Annotated in this window: 10 protein-coding genes; 2 read left to right on the top strand and 8 right to left on the bottom strand. The window is 53.4% G+C overall.

Features of this window, described 5'->3' with window-relative positions; translation table 11 throughout:
- Positions 1–26: 26 nt before the first annotated feature.
- Both Pla144_RS12175 and Pla144_RS12170 read right to left on the bottom strand, forming a co-directional pair.
- The gene (locus tag Pla144_RS12175) at positions 27–647 is read right to left on the bottom strand and encodes a hypothetical protein (RefSeq protein ID WP_146450939.1); all 621 of its coding nucleotides are present in this window, start codon (positions 645–647) and stop codon (positions 27–29) included.
- Positions 648–806: 159 nt separating this feature from the next.
- Positions 807–1,940, bottom strand: a complete 1,134-nt coding sequence (locus tag Pla144_RS12170; RefSeq protein ID WP_146450938.1) for a C45 family autoproteolytic acyltransferase/hydolase — start codon at positions 1,938–1,940, stop codon at positions 807–809.
- 179 nt (positions 1,941–2,119) lie between these two features.
- Between Pla144_RS12170 and mobA the strand changes: the two genes are divergently transcribed.
- A complete protein-coding gene (gene mobA / locus Pla144_RS12165; protein WP_146450937.1) occupies positions 2,120–2,731 on the top strand; it encodes a molybdenum cofactor guanylyltransferase in 612 nt (203 codons plus the stop codon).
- A gap of 154 nt (positions 2,732–2,885) precedes the next feature.
- Positions 2,886–4,091: a 2,3-bisphosphoglycerate-independent phosphoglycerate mutase gene (locus Pla144_RS12160; protein ID WP_146450936.1), complete on the top strand. Its 1,206-nt coding sequence runs from the start codon at positions 2,886–2,888 to the stop codon at positions 4,089–4,091.
- A gap of 93 nt (positions 4,092–4,184) precedes the next feature.
- On the opposite strand, the gene Pla144_RS12155 is transcribed toward Pla144_RS12160, so the two are convergent.
- From Pla144_RS12155 to Pla144_RS12130, 6 genes are all read right to left on the bottom strand, one after another.
- Positions 4,185–4,808, bottom strand: a complete 624-nt coding sequence (locus Pla144_RS12155) for a hypothetical protein (protein ID WP_197530627.1) — start codon at positions 4,806–4,808, stop codon at positions 4,185–4,187.
- A 319-nt stretch (positions 4,809–5,127) separates the two neighbouring features.
- Positions 5,128–5,958, bottom strand: coding sequence for a sugar ABC transporter permease (locus Pla144_RS12150; RefSeq protein ID WP_146450935.1), 831 nt, complete (start codon positions 5,956–5,958; stop codon positions 5,128–5,130).
- Between the two features lie 54 nt (positions 5,959–6,012).
- Positions 6,013–8,169 (bottom strand): extracellular solute-binding protein, encoded by a 2,157-nt coding sequence (locus Pla144_RS12145; protein ID WP_197530626.1) that lies wholly within the window; start codon positions 8,167–8,169, stop codon positions 6,013–6,015.
- Positions 8,170–8,285: 116 nt separating this feature from the next.
- Positions 8,286–10,325 (bottom strand): glycoside hydrolase family 13 protein, encoded by a 2,040-nt coding sequence (locus Pla144_RS12140; protein WP_197530625.1) that lies wholly within the window; start codon positions 10,323–10,325, stop codon positions 8,286–8,288.
- Positions 10,326–10,537: 212 nt separating this feature from the next.
- On the bottom strand, positions 10,538–12,028 hold the full coding sequence (locus tag Pla144_RS12135) for a PEP-CTERM sorting domain-containing protein (RefSeq protein ID WP_146450933.1): 1,491 nt from the start codon (positions 12,026–12,028) through the stop codon (positions 10,538–10,540).
- 59 nt (positions 12,029–12,087) lie between these two features.
- Positions 12,088–15,276 carry a hypothetical protein gene (locus tag Pla144_RS12130; protein ID WP_197530624.1) on the bottom strand — a complete coding sequence of 1,063 codons (3,189 nt, stop codon included), beginning with the start codon at positions 15,274–15,276 and terminating at the stop codon, positions 12,088–12,090.
- Positions 15,277–15,292: the final 16 nt, after the last annotated feature.

Below are 15,292 nucleotides of genomic sequence, written 5' to 3'. Positions count from 1 at the left end.
TCAGGGTATCGGCCGACCTTGTGGGATCAGTTTGCTAATAGCACCTGGATCATCCAATCTCCAGCGAAATCAGTTTCCCGGGCATCTTCCTCCGTGAGACCGATGCGGGAATACTCCCCCATGGTGCTCGTGTCGTAGCTCACGTAAACCCCTTTGGTTTTTTCCGCATTGAAGTTAAGCACTACCCAAAACTTCTGAGGAACCTCAACATTGTCGCGGAAGGGAAGATAGGTCCAGCGGCCTTTCTTCACCCGCTTAAAGAGCGAATAGGGCACAAGTTCGGTATGCAAGACTTCGGTCATGTCCTCGCCGAGCAAGGAAATCTCAACGTCTTCCTTCGGAGGCTGAGGGTAGCCGTAGCGGGCACCATGTACCCGAAGGGCACGAACCTTTCCCTTTTCCTCGGGTAATTCGAAGCGAATCATTTCCCCCGCACCAGCGATGCTTTTCTTGCCATCAGGTTTGCCGTCACCGTATTTCAGGAGGAGCTTACTGCGGTCGCTCTTTGAGGCCTCGCCTTGCGCTCCTGCAGTTTCTTTGGCAATTAGAGTCTGTTCAGGAATTGTCCCCGACAAAACGAAGATGGAAATTGCAAGGACTAAATTTCCCTTCCAAAGCGAATACCTTGCTGGAGGTAAAAAGGACATGGCAATACGTTCCAGTAAAAATATTGAGGAGTTGTGCTTAACAAGCCATTCTGTCAAAGGATTGACGGCGATTCAAAACGGTCCGACAAGAGCGACGGTCATTCTACAAGTGAAAATCCTAGCTAAAAAGGGTCCAAGATTCACGAGAAAAAAGTGAATTCATCGATCCGTCACTTTCACGAGCAATTCCCTCAAGTCCAAACGATGCAGCTTGTGGCCAGAACTCGGAGGCGAGCCTAGCGACAGGTGCAGCACCATCTCACGCGGTTCGAAGACCATGGTATGCAGCGTGAGTTCCCCCTGGTTGGCCTGATGGAGATAACCGTGAATGTCGTGGACACTGAGGCTTGGTATGTCTTGCGCACTTTTCAGGCGGTCATACCTCCAGCATTGCTCATGGAGGGTAAGGCCCTTGGTGAGAAAATGATTCGTGCAAGGAATCAGTCCATTCACTGCATCGCGGCGAGCCAACTGCTTGGGGGTGATTTCAAAGACGACTACCCGCTCTCGATCACACACGGCCAGATTGGCCCGAGTGGTTGCCTGTGTTTGGCCTAGCAAGACCTCAGCTTCGGCGACGCTCGTACACTCTTCCAGGATCTGACGAAACACCAGCATCATAGGAACGCCCGTCGGCTCAAAAACAACAGAACCATCCGCCGAATCATAAACATCGAGAGTCGCCACGCAGAGTCCTGCGTCGTTCATCCCCGAGAATACTCCCATCAGGCCGGGATATCCCACTTCCACAAACGAGCGTTTGCCCGTGGGGCGAATCACCTTGACCACGCTGTATCGATCGAGCAGACCAAAAGCCGGGAAGTCGAAATTACGACCAAACAACGGGCCGCCGGTCGCACTTCGTTTTGATTCCACAATCAGCGATGAACATCCCACCCTCTGAAGCTCCAGCAAGGTGTTCGCCACAGCAAGGGTGTCTGATTCGAGTCTCGCCCGCTCTTCTGCGGCCTCGATCTCCTGGCGATATCTTGCGGGGGCATTGAGCAGCAGTGTTTTCCCAGCTGAAACCGCAAACGGCCAAAAAAAGCCGTTGCCGCTTTCTTCGAACATCCGCTTGGGGAATTGAAATAGCTCGGCACTGGAATTGGCAAGCAGGGCCGCATGTTGCTGACCGATCTCAGTGGGAGTCCCCTGCAAGATGGCCACGGGAATCGAGTCGATAATTCGGAGTTCCCCCTGGCCGAAGTGGGCAGGTTGATACACATCTTCCGCTTGGAGATGGCTATAAGCCAGCAGTGCGTATAGCAAAAGTAACGACCTTTGAACCAACATGATTGCCTCGCCTAGAATCAGTCATTCACTCCGCACGTGCCGAGAGCGGCTTTATGCATTATAACCGTGTTATCCCTTTGACCAATGCCACTCCGTCCTAGTCGCCTTTTGCTCCGCAAAAGTAGCGCTACTTTTGCGGAGCAAAAGGCGACTTAGGTGCAATCAACAGCGTAGTTGCCATGATTCGCGGCGCCATCATTCTCTGCGGAGGTCAATCGTCGCGGATGGGTACTGACAAGGCCCTGCTCCCCTTCGGTGAGGAGACGCTGCTGGAGCGCACGGTGCGTTTGGTCAGCATATCCGTAGCCCCACAGCACATAGTCGTCGTCGCCGCTGCAGAGCAGCCACTCCCACCGCTTCCTGTGGAGGTGCAGATTGTCCGCGACCAACAGCCGTATGCGGGCCCCCTCGCTGCGCTAATCGAAGGAATGCAAGCACTCAACTCAGCGGTGCCAGCGGCATTCGTTACCGGCTGCGACGCACCGCTGCTGGAGTCATCCGTCATTGACCTTCTCTTTGATGAACTTGGCGATTCATCTGCGGTCGTTCCGCAAGACGCAGAGCGACTCTATCCTCTGACGGCAGTTTACAAGACAAACATTCTCGCCGAAGCAAAGCTCCAACTCGCTGCCGGTCGCCATTCCTTGCACGGTCTTCTGGAACAAGTTGAAATCAAGCGAATCCCTCTGGAGACTCTTCGCAAGTTCGATCCGTCGCTTGCCTCGTTCGAAAACCTCAATACCCTGGCAGACTACGAAGCGGCGATCAGCAGGGCTAATACCAGAAACTGATACATTCAGTTCGACAACCATCCCGAGATTTTGCCATAAATTGATCCTTCGCGCGGGGAGGACTTTGCGAGAGAATCAGGGTCTTGCCAATGCCGGAAGCTTGCACATCCGGTCTTACCACTAACCACTATTCACTAGCCACCAACCACTACCCATGGACATGCATCAACTTACTCGCCAGCTTCAGGTCAAGAATGATTCCAAGATTGTTATGCTCGTCGCGGATGGGCTAGGGGGTCTGCCTCAGCAGCCGGGGGGGCTGACGGAATTGGAGACCGCCCGCACGCCGAATCTTGATGCGCTGACAAAGCAGGGGGTCTGCGGCGGGAGTATTCCTGTTAAGCCTGGAATCAGTCCCGGCAGTGGTCCTGGCCACTTGGGGCTGTTCGGCTACGATCCACTCGAGTTTCTTATCGGTCGCGGTGCCTTGGAGGCGACTGGTATCGGTTTCGAGCTTCAAGAGAACGATGTTGCCATCCGCGCGAATTTCTGCACGCTTGATGCGGCTGGCAACATCACCGACCGCCGTGCAGGGCGGATCCCTACTGAGGAGAGCGCTCCTCTGGCAATCAAGCTCCGCGAGGTTTCGATTTCCGGCGTCGAGGTCTTCGTCGAGCCCGTGAAAGAACATCGGTTTGTCGTGGTTTTACGCGGATCGGGTCTAGGGGGGGATGTGGCGGATACTGATCCCCAGGCAACAGGTGTTCCCCCACTCGATCCTCGTGCCACCAACCCAGATAGCGAAAAGACGGCCCAGGTCGCTGCTGAGTTCATCGAGCAGGCAAAGAAGATTCTCGCCGGTCAGCCAAAGGCTAATTGCTGTACGTTGCGGGGTTTCTCGGCCAAGCCAAAGCTCCCCAGCTACGATGAAGTTTACGGCCTGCGTGCCGGAGCGATTGCCGTCTATCCTATGTACAAGGGATTGGCCCGATTGGTGGGGATGGATATTTTGGGCCAGGCCCAAACGCTTGACGAGCAGATGGCGGTACTCGAAGAGAACTGGTCAAAATACGATTTCTTTTTTATCCACTTCAAATACACCGACAGCACGGGTGAGGACGGCAATTTTGACGCCAAAGTGAAACGGACCGAGGAAGTTGACGGCTGCGTGCCGCGGATCTTGGCACTCAAGCCCGACGTATTTATCTGCACAGGGGACCACAGCACACCGAGCATGTTGGCAAGCCATAGTTGGCACGCCGTGCCGACGCTGTTGGTGGCGAAGAATTGCCGAACCGATACCTGCGAGAAGTTCGGTGAAGCCGAATGCCTCCGAGGTGGCTTGGGCCAATTCGAGGCAAAGTATCTCATGCCCCTGGCGCTAGCGAATGCTGGCCGCCTGAATAAATTCGGAGCCTAGGAGAGGAAATCATGGAATGGGAGGAATTGAGGAACAAGATGATTGGAATCAGAATTCCCCGATTCCCTAATTCCTTCCATTCCTTCTACTTGTTCAGGGTGCCTTGCGAAGCTTAGGCTTGGTGGCCTCGGGTTGTTCCACTTCCTGTTGCTCGTCGAGGTGGAACAGGTGGAACACGCCTGTTGGATTGACCAAGTCGGAGGCCGTGATCAACTCGGCCAGCCCTGCACCAGCAAGTTCACTGCCCGAAACATATTTCCCGGGGTTGATCCAGCTGCGCATCATGTCGCGGGACACACCAAAGAGGTCGGCAAGCAGCGCATCCATGTCTTTTTCCAGATGGCCAAAATGGCGGGCCCATTCGGCAGCCTCGGCAAGGCCGACGTTTTCTTCGCTTTGCCATTTCATGGGATGGAACAAGAGGACGCTGAAAGGAGACACGAGTCGCCGTTCGCAAGCAGCAAACGGCCACAGCGCCGCTGAAGAACATTCCCCCGTCACAATCCCCGTCGCACGCAAGCCACGCAGACGGATGATCGTCATCAACGAGACGGCGCAATAGGGACTGCCACCGGGTGAGTCGAAATAGAAGGTGCATTGTCCGCCGGGCTCGATGTCCAGCAGGCGTTCGGTAAGCTCAGATTCGTGTTCTGTCAGGTCCCCGGTGATGGCAATTTCGGGGATGCGCGTTTCTTCTTCGTTGCGGCCGTGATTCATAGACCCGGTGTCCTAGTGGTTTTGGAGGATTGGATTCCCGTCCATGTTTTAGGTCGAGGCTTCCAGTCGGTCACTGGCTCTATTCTAAGAACGCATGAAGATTGACACCAGTTTTGGACACCTTTTTGGGAAATATTTCCCGATCAGTTCGCCGAAAATTCTGCCCAACCCATACAACTGATACTTTGCAACTCCCCAGTAGCAAAGAAGTTACACGTTTTGCAGGTGTCGTGGAAGGCTAGCAGCTTGCAGAATGAACAAAAGTGTGTCTCCGCCATCTTGCCAGGGAGGGGCGTCTTGCCTGTCGAGGCTCCAATGTTCACTCCTTCACCGCTCCAAGAGTCATGCCTGATACAAGGTAACGGCTCAAGGCCAGGAACACGACAACCACGGGCAAACTCACCAGCAACGATGCGGCGGCATAGAGTGCCCACTGTGTCGACATACTCGCCTGAAAGCTTTTGATTCCAAGTGGCAGCGTAAACATATCGCGGTCTTGCAATACCTGAGCAGCCACGATGTATTCACTCCAGGCAGTCATGAAGCTGAACAGGGCCGTGATCACCAAGCCCGGGACTGCAATGGGCAGGATGATAAGCCAGAAAGCGGTGGCTCGGCTACAGCCATCAATATGGGCCGCCTCTTCGAGCGAGGGGGGAATCGTGTCATAGAAGCCTTTCATTTGCCAAATACAAAAGGGGAGGGCGGTGGAGACGTAGAATACTAACAGTCCCAGGAAGGTATCTACCAGTTGTAATTTGGCAATCAAGATGTACAGAGGGAGTAGCAACATCGTGGCAGGGAACATCTGGGTGGTCAGAATCGCCAGCATCGTGGCTTGCCGCCCGATGAATTTGAATCGGCTCAGTGCATAACCTCCAATCGAGGCAAGCACTACCCCTGTGAAAGTAACGAGCGTCGACACCAACAGGGAGTTCCCGAGCCATCGCAGGAAGGGTTGCTCGGTAAACAACTCTCGATAGGCGGCGAACGTCCAATTGGGAGGAATAATCGACAAATCGGTCGATTGCAGTTGGTCGCCCGGCCTGAGCGAAATCGATAAGACCGTAAGCACGGGATAGATGCTGATGGCCGCGAAGACCAAGAGCAGCAAGTGGCGAGACAAGGTGGTAAGTAATGATTCTTTCATGGCAATTTGTCTAATTTAGACGAGCCGGAAGCGTAAGCTGCCGGTCTTCATCCGTTACGTATAAACGCTCTCAGTCGCACGGGTACGATGCAGAGAATACAAGCTAACAGCGAGCAATAGTACAAAGATTACCATCGACAAGGCAGCTCCATAGCCGTAGCGATAGAAACTGAAAACGGCTTTGTAAACATACGAGACAAGGATATGCGTCTGGTCAGCCGGCTCACCACCGTTGGAGACCAGCCAGATGACATTCAGATTGTTGAAAGTCCAAATGCCACCGAGAACGACGGCCGGAGCGAGCACAGGTTTTAACAGCGGGAGCGTAACGTTACGAAACTGTTGCCAGCGGTTGGCCCCATCGATCCGCGCAGCCTCATAGAGTTCCTGCGGAATACCCTGCAAGCCTCCCAAAGCGATCACCATCATGAAGGGATAGCCCAACCAAACATTCGCTACGATGCACGCGGTGAATGCGAGGCCAGGCTCCCCGAGCCAGTTGAGCGGCGGGATTCCTAAGAATTCCCCCAAGAGCAGGTTCACCGCACCGTAGTCATAGTGAAACATGCTCCGCCAGGTGAGCGCGGTAATGTAGGCCGGCACCGCCCAAGGAATGATCAACAGGACCCGATAGAGGGGCTTGCCACGAATCGGGCCATTGAGCGCAATCGCTAGCGCCACGCCGATCCCCACATGAAATACAACATTGACGACCGTCCAGACCAAGGTTTTCAGCAATACCCCGAAGAACTTCGCTTCGGTAAATACGTCTAGGTAGTTGCGGAGGCCGACAATCGACCACTCCTGGAAATTGTGGAGCGACATGTTGGAAAGTGAAAGCAACACATTGTAGAAAAACGGAAAGACCACCGTGGCAAACATGACAATCAGTGCTGGGGCAATGAGCAGATAGGCGAATGGCTGACGACGCATATCAGGTAGGAGCCCCAGCAAACTTTCGCGTTGCCAGAAAACCAAGCTACCGCATATCGCAAGTCCCGCCAGTTGCCAGAGCCAGAGAAACGCCGTGCCTGCTGATTCCTGCTGAATGATCTCGATCGAGTGTAGTGCGTTCTGCTGCATCTGGCGCGCCGCAGCGGCGGGAGTCGTGTTGCCTCCCAGGAGAGTCTGGTACGGGGGACGCATCGCATCCCAGACGGCTCGCATTTCGATATCCACGGGCATGATTCGGCCCCGGTCAAACTGCTCTTTCGAGGCAGCGAGCGTCGGATCTTCGCGGATCAGCGGATCGTCGAGCAGCTTTTTACGGGAAGGCAAGATTCGCACCAGTTCCATAAACTTGCGCTGTGATTCTGCGCTGGTCATAAACTGGACAAACTGCATTGCATCTTCTGCCGCCTGGGGGCTGACCAAGGCGTTGAGTGAATAACCTTTGGGAGATATCATCGGCGCCATCGGTTTGCCAGTTGCACTTACTACAGGTAGGGGGGCAATGGCCGCATCAATCCCCTCGGTTTCCAAATAGTCGGTCCAACTCCAGTCGCCATTGATGATCATGGCAGCCTTCCCTGATTTGAACAGCGAATCGGCGGTCTCGTAGTCGCAGTTTCTTGGCACGACCCCATGCTCTTGCTGCAAGGAGAGGATGAACTGATAGGCGGAGACGCTTTCAGGGGAATCCAATGCGGGCACGGGCTGGCCTGATTCGTCGAATACCCAGGCTCCATAACCTGTTAGAAAAGGGATCGCAAAAAAAGGTTCGACGAAGTTCCACACCAACCCATAGCGATCTTGGCGTCCATCGCGATCGGTGTCGAGCGTATTGGCCACTGCCAGATCAACCATTTCAGCGGTGGTTGCAGGTGGTTCCGCGATGAACTTGCGGTTGTAAACCAGCGCCAAGTGATTGCCGAATCGATCAGGAACCTGCAATAGCATGCGATGCTCAGAGTCATTGGGGTCAGGCAGATAGGTGAGAGCTCCCTCTACAAACTCACCAGCTTCTTCCGAGTTCACCCAGGGACTCATGTCGCCGACAATGCCCATTGCGTGAAATGTGCCCAGCACGTCGGAGGGGCCATAGACTAGTTCAGGGCCGATGCCCGCCAAGGCAGCCGTCTGGAAACCGCTGCGGAGTTCTTCGGTTTCCTTGTAGAGCGTGCGCACATCGATTTCTGGATGGGCGGCTTCAAATTCCTCGACAAGCTTGTCGAGCATGACCCGATCGCGAGGCACCATTTGGTGCCACAAGGTTACACTCCGTCGAGGGTCATTTTGGGAACAGCCGCCAAGGAGAAACAGACACCCCAAGGCAAATAAAGTCCATATGGATTGCCGCCCACGTGATTGAGAACCCATAGTGTCGGTCACTCCGGGTTTGCGCGATCGGCTAGTACTACGCCTCCCAACGGCGGAACCGTGACGATACAAACCCCATCTCGGCGCACGATGTCGGCCTTGGCTTCTGGGTCCCAGGTGACAATAAGTGACTGAAGTTCCCGAGCGGTGTCACAGGGGACTTCCCAACTGTAAGTGGCCTCCCCTCGATTGATCGCCACCAATGCGCTTTTTCCTTTCAAAGTGCGGCGAAATGCAAAAAACTTCGCGTCGTCGTCACTTACCACCGGTTCGAAATCGCCATGTTCCAGCACATCATACTTGCGGCGGAGATGGATCAACTGCCGGTAAAAATCGTGCAACTCTTGATTGAATTGGACCGTGTCGGTCTCGCGATCCCGACCCAAAGGATCTGTAGATTGGTCATCGTAAATCAGATCATCCCATACCATCGGAAGCCGATTGCAGGGATCGTCGGCCCCCCACATGCCTGCCTCATCACCGTAGTAAATCATCGGGGGGCCGACGAATGTCATCTGCATCAATGCGACCAATCGCTGAATCTGTCTTTCCAGATCGTTTGGCTTGCGAATGCTGTACTCGTTATCGTACCGGGGAGATACCCGCTCGCTTACATCGTAGTCAAATCGATCCGGCTGCAAGTAGGGCTGGCGACTTCGATTCACGATCATCGAGCCGACTCGCTGAGTGTCGTGTGAATCGATCAGATTTTGCAGTGCATATTGCATCTTCTGCGGGTACTCATCCAATCGAGCGACCAATTCCTGGCCGAAGTCGTGGGGAGTGAGGATACCGTCGATGAGAAATCCTTTAGCGAGGTAGGCGAAGCCATGGTAATTCATCGTTCCAGAAAAATGACCTCCGACCAAGTGGTCGCGGGCATCGTCCCAAAACTCGCCGACGGTATAAGCATCCGGATTGAGCTCGCGCACGAGCGTATTCCAGTCCTCCCAAAACTGTTGAGGAACTTCATTCGCTACGTCGAGTCGCCAGCCGTCGATGCCATCGCTTGGGTCGCCGTCACCATCCGGGTCCATCCACCGGCGAGTAATGTTCATCACATAGGCCTTGGGGCCAGGATGAAGGTCGTCGTGGGTTTTGTTTTCGGCAAATTCAGGCAATGACTCAAAACCCCACCAGCTCTTGTAGCGAAACTCATTCTGCGGTGTCACGGGATCGTCGAAGTACTGAACGATGTACCATTCCTTGTAGGGGGAAGCTGCTTGCTTCTCCCGCAGGTCGGCAAACGCAAAGAAATCGCGGCCTGTGTGATTGAACACCCCATCGATGATCACCCGCATGTCCCGTGCATGAATTTCTTTGACGAGTTCCAAGAACTGTTTGTCGGCAGCGGTCCATTGCCAGGTCTTGGGATCGCTCGTTTCCCGCTCTATAATCGCCAAGTCGCCTGCCGGATCAGGGCCAAAATAGGGATCGATGTGATGCATCGAGGCCCCATCGTATTTGTGCAGCGATTTGCCATAGAACACGGGGTTGAAATAGATGGCGTTGATGCCCAGATCCTGGAGATAGTCGAGTCGATCGAGTACCCCTTGCAGATCGCCCCCATAGCGTCGATCAAAGACTCCCTTTTCGAAGAAACTTCCGCTGAGTTGTCGTTCCCAATCGGCTCGTGCATACCAATCCCCGGTCCAAGGAGAAACTTGCCATGCTTCGGGAATCGAGGTTACGTCCTCAAGCGATTCACGTGTGGGATCGTTCTCAAAGTCGCCATTGCGAAACCGATCAGGAAAAATCTGATAGAACACCGCTTCTGCTACCCAGTCGGGGACAAACCGGGAGACGTCAGGCTGTACTTTAGGGGGTGTTTTGTTCTTTCTGCTCGAACTGACCACAACCACTACCGGATCGGCTGAGGCTGGCGCTGTGGAAGGGGAAGCATCGACCGTCGTCGTAGGTGTGACACTTGATTGCTGCTGGCGTTGGCAACCGGTGCTTCCGATTGCAATTAGACAGGCCGCAACTGACCACAAGCACCGCGCGGCGAAGCATTCACATATCCTACTGCTCATAGTCGATCGATTCATTCGTTTCGCTTTCGTGCAACGAAAGCCCTCGTTGCACATGATGGGATGTCTGTCGTTCCTGTTGGATTTCAGTAGGCAACCCTGGTCGGAGGGACAATCCCTCCAGGTTCACGGACCGCGTGGCGGTCCGAAAAAGTAGCATCCTCTATTTGGACCTAAAAAACTGGCCGCCGGTGCAATGCCTGACGGCCAGCTTTGAATTGGTCCATCCACTAACTCTTCCGACGACGGCTACCAATAATCGCGGTTGCGGCGAATGCCAATAACGCGAGCGAACTAGGCTCGGGAACGGCAGATGCGGCTGCTGCTAGTGCGGGAACCGTTAGCGTCACAAATTGATTGCCTGCAAATAATCCCAGATCGATATCTCGTAGATCATTGAAAGCTCCGGAGCCTCCTGACCCATTGCCACCAAGATTGCCGAGTAAAATTCCTTCACCCGAAAACTGATTCGCCAGATAGTTGTGATCACCATTGTTCACAAATAAGGAGAGGCGAATGTCGCTCAGGGCAGCAGGATTTCCTATTTGCGAAAGAGGAATGGAAAACTCAATTCCGCTCGTCACGTTCGCAGGATCACCTGCAGTTGGGTTAAAGTAATCAGGCCCTCCATTCACCCCTGCGATGTTGCTGTTATCGAATGCCATCTGCAGGCCAATCGTGTTCTCCATGTTGCGATGGCTCCAAGTATTGTTGGGATCGTTAGCCACGTCGACTGGCAGGGCAAACTCCAATTCGCGAGTCAGGCAACCCGCGCCAGAGTTGTCCACATTGCAACCCCCGTTCGCACCCAAGGCGTAGTTTTTGTCAATCAGATCTCCCTGGGAAAGTCCTAGCAATGAGGGTCCCAAGAGTGAGTTCGAGTTATCCACGTCATTCAAAGGGGCAAAATAGTTTTGGTCGATAGGCGTTGTAGAGGCATCAAAACCATAGGCAGCCTGCCAAGTGGCCAAGTCTTCGCCACCGACCATTCCATTGCCGCTAGCGTCGCCTTGGGTGCGATTGGCGTTCATTGCTCCGAAATTGCGCTGCCAAATCAGAAAGTCTTCACCGTTGACCCGACCGTCGATGTTGAAGTCGGCGGTGGAACCTCTCAATACCTGGGGCAATCCACGTTGAGCCAGTTGCATACCTGCAGAAACCACGGCACCAGCAGTGCCCTGGGTCATGTCAGCATAGTGAGCAGAGGCGGCATAGAATTCGAGTTGATCTGGAAGATCTGGGCGAAGCTTCTCGAAACCATGTGTAAAACTCAGAAAGTAATCGGCAGCAAATCCAGCATCGAACTTTAGACCATTGGAATTCTGAAATGCCCCGTTGGTGCTACCGGAACCACCACAACAAAATCCGTCCACATCCAGCGGCAAGTTGGCGCCGTCGATTTGATTCATTCCTCCAGCAACTGAGTCGATATAGACATCCAGCTTATTGAAGTTGGTTTCCATATTCCCCGCCATCACAACATAGAGGCGGCCACCCTCGATCTTGCCAAAAACCTGATCTATTTCTGATCCGAAGCCTCGGATCGGATCTGGATTCGTAACATTGCCAAACTGTGTGTCGGTGTTCTGTGTCGACAATAGTGTGTACCCGTCAGCCACGCTGGCGGTGCCATCAATGGTCGGTACCGCGCGAACTGTGCCAGTTGCAGTAAGTAGCATCAAGGATGCCGCCAAGGTTTTCAGCCAATTAAACTCGTTCATGTTGTTCTCCCTCTTCAAAAAAATAAGACTCTAAGTTTTCAAACGGACCACAAACTAAATTACATTATGAGCGCAGTGCGATTCCTTGCACTCATAAGCGATATCAACCCCACCATTACACAAACTACGACTGTCGATGGCTCAGGCACTGCTTGGGAATTGGCACTCAATGCCATAAGATTCCCTGAATCGTATGCTAGTTGCCAGACTGCCAGATCTGCCCCATCGATCACGCCATTAAAATCAGCGTCTCCTAGATCGTAGCGACCTCCGGAGAGCGTACCCGCGCTTCGTTGCCAAATACGAAAGTCTCGTCCATCGACATCACCATCCAGATCGAAATCACCCGGAGTGGCACGAAAGACCTCAGTGACCAGGGTCTCGGCATCGAACGCGTCCACGATACCATCGACATTCATATCAAAGAGCCAGAAATTGGGCGACGTGGTGGGGATACCAAAACCGGCGTACAGCGCCGCTACGTCGAGCGTATTGCTGACCCCATCGCCGTTGACGTTGCCGCGCCGCAGAAGGACTTCTTCATATCTTTGCATGGCAAGGACGCTTGCACCTTGAGCAACAAGTTTATCGTCCAACTCAAACAGGTCGCGATTGTCGACTAGTCCATCACCATTGGTGTCGGAAGTGGGATTGAAGGTGTTGTTCTTGCTGTAGAGAATCGTCTCAAATCCTAGGATGTCGGCAGGCCCTACGAAGCCGTTGAAATCGGTGTCGCCAAAGCCTCCCCCGAAGTTTGTATCCGGCGAGAGTCCCGCAAAGCGGCGAATCGTATAGCTGCCGGTTGGCTCGTACATGACAACCGTCGCTACATGATTTCCTTCAACGACGTTGTTAAAGCCATATTTGAATTGTCCGCCGCCCACACTCGATGCTTTATTTGCTCCATTCACCATGGATAGGATTTGTGCATCATTTTTGCTTGCCCCTACATTCAATAGCACATGCACCGCGTCTGCTGTCTGATCTATACTCGCTACGACCAGATCCAAATCCTCCGGGGCACTCCCATAAGGATTGAAACTGACAATGGACGATTCAGGTGCAAAACGGTCGACGTAAATTGCTCGTTTGAAATCGGTGAAGACTGCAGGTCCTCCGTCTCCACCGGTATCCGAATCTCGATGTCGAAAAGCTCGCACAGTTATGAAGTGGCGGCCTTCGGCGAGCTGAGATGTATCGATGGTCTGAGCATAGGTGCCGTTGCCACCGTTATTCAATCCAGGAATACGTGTGTCGGTGAATTCTTCAAACCCGTAGGAGACACTACCAGGAGTCGGATGATCGATCCCCGGGAGATCATTCAAGTCCATACCTTCATTTATACGGATCATCGCCGTGTCGCCGTCAGCAGCAAAATCGCGAACCATCAACCCACTCGTAGGATCCAGCAAGCTAACAGGTGTAGTATTCAACTGCACTTGAAACGTGTCAGAGCTGATAACATCGAGGCTACCCAGCCTGGCAGTTCCATTATTCGCGGCCGTTGGTGTAGCTCCCTGCAAAGTCGACGAGACATTGGTCAGACTGAGACTCCCCTGCGGAGTCGCCAAGCCATAAATCACAAAGCCTCGGCCATGGGTATCATTGCTGGGAATGCTGATATTCACTTGCCCCGATCCGTTGACCTTCACGGTCTCTGGTATAACGTTGCCTGGATCAACCGTCGGATCTGACGCATTGCCGGTGAGTTCAACGAGAATCGAGCCCGGTGCGAAATTGGTTTGTACGCCATTGCGGGTTTCGACAAACGCATCGTTGCGGCTGTTGAGGCCAACGATCGCGGAATTCGAGCGTTCGTAAATGTAAATGTTAGAAAATCCATTTGGATTGAAGGCGTCGTCGATCCATCGCTCGTGGAAATTTCCGCGACCATGCGAGTTACGAATCTCGACGAGCTTGGTGATCGTATCGCCATAAAACCCGCCAAGCGCGTCGTCCTTGCCATCGTTGGGGAAATCGCGGTTTTCACCAAACTGCTTTGCGTTCAGATAGACGTTTGCATTGCCCGGTCGCATCAATGTGTAGGCATAGGCAACATTCTTCAAGAATGGAAATCCGCCAGGAATATCATCATGGCTATCAACGAAGGAGACGCCTTGACTACCGTTCTGGATCCCGTCGTCTTGCCAATCTTGGCTGGCCCCTCGGATGCCGTGCCAGTTATTCCCGAGGCCATTCCCCGTCAAGTTGTCTCGTAAGGCAAAGAATAAGGGGAAGTCAAGCGCGTCACGATTGCCACCGACGGTGGTATTGCTTTGCTCAATCGCAAGCGGATTAGGCAAGTCGTGCCGAATGTAGTTCTGTACGGTTCCCTTATTGCCGTCGAAGACTTCACCAAATGAATAGACTGGCTTAATTGTACCATCGAGATTCAATCGCGGATTCGCGCGAAAAACTGCCTGGTCCAGGAAGTTGAGTGCCCAAGTCGGCATGTGCCTCACAGCATCTAGGCGGAAGCCATCAACGCCGATCTCCTGGATCATCCACCGCGCGTTTCGCATGAGCAAACCCGTTGCGTTTTCCAACACAGGATCGCCAGAGAGGGGCGTCAAAGTATTGAAGTCGTACAAGATCACGTTCGTGTTCAGCGCCGGGTCGAATACGCTCGTGCCGCCGAGGTCTTGATCCGTATAGAAACGCGCATTATTCGAATCAGGTTTGTTGTAGGTCGTCCCTGCGGGGATGTTATTTGGATTCCCCTCCTCCACAGGATTACGAATGAAGGTGTAATTCTTTTCCTGCGCAATGTCGTATAAACCGGCGAGGCGGCCTTCGATGGGATTGTTGTCAAAGTTGATGGATGGATTATGAAAGTCGCCGTAAGGGTCTCCAATTTGGGTCATCACGAAGCCAGGATATCCCCCCAACGCCACAAAGGAAGCATCGTTCGAACTTCCAAAGCCGTTGTGATTCCAGATCATATCCGTGTAAACACTCACACTCGCGCGGTGAGCAGTCTTGACGAGTGATTTCAACCCAGCTTCGGTACCGTAAAGCGTCTGGTTCTCCGGTTGGCCGAGGTCAAACCGGTCGAACACATCGTAACCGACCGAAAAAGGTCCGGTGTCGCTCCGTTGTGGAGGCGGCAACCACATAGCACCATAACCAGCGTAAAACAAATCAACCTGACGATTTTCAATGGTGTCCCACTTTGCCTCAAACATTTGCAGAGTTGCAGGAGCGGAAGTGTCCTGGGCAGATGCATTTGTCAGAGCGAACAAAAGCACGCAGAATCCCAACAGC

The organism is Bythopirellula polymerisocia (assembly GCF_007860015.1).
Taxonomy (GTDB): Bacteria; Planctomycetota; Planctomycetia; order Pirellulales; family Lacipirellulaceae; genus Bythopirellula; species Bythopirellula polymerisocia.
This window is presented reverse-complemented; position numbering and strand designations above follow the sequence as displayed.

Excerpts from the sequence above, each read along its gene's own strand:
- Pla144_RS12175 (WP_146450939.1), bottom strand. The coding sequence starts at position 647 with ATGTCCTTTTTACCTCCAGCAAGGTATTCGCTTTGGAAGGGAAATTTA.
- Pla144_RS12170 (WP_146450938.1), bottom strand. The coding sequence starts at position 1,940 with ATGTTGGTTCAAAGGTCGTTACTTTTGCTATACGCACTGCTGGCTTAT.
- mobA (WP_146450937.1), top strand. The coding sequence starts at position 2,120 with ATGATTCGCGGCGCCATCATTCTCTGCGGAGGTCAATCGTCGCGGATG.
- Pla144_RS12160 (WP_146450936.1), top strand. The coding sequence starts at position 2,886 with ATGGACATGCATCAACTTACTCGCCAGCTTCAGGTCAAGAATGATTCC.
- Pla144_RS12155 (WP_197530627.1), bottom strand. The coding sequence starts at position 4,808 with ATGAATCACGGCCGCAACGAAGAAGAAACGCGCATCCCCGAAATTGCC.
- Pla144_RS12150 (WP_146450935.1), bottom strand. The coding sequence starts at position 5,958 with ATGAAAGAATCATTACTTACCACCTTGTCTCGCCACTTGCTGCTCTTG.
- Pla144_RS12140 (WP_197530625.1), bottom strand. The coding sequence starts at position 10,325 with ATGAATCGATCGACTATGAGCAGTAGGATATGTGAATGCTTCGCCGCG.
- Pla144_RS12135 (WP_146450933.1), bottom strand. The coding sequence starts at position 12,028 with ATGAACGAGTTTAATTGGCTGAAAACCTTGGCGGCATCCTTGATGCTA.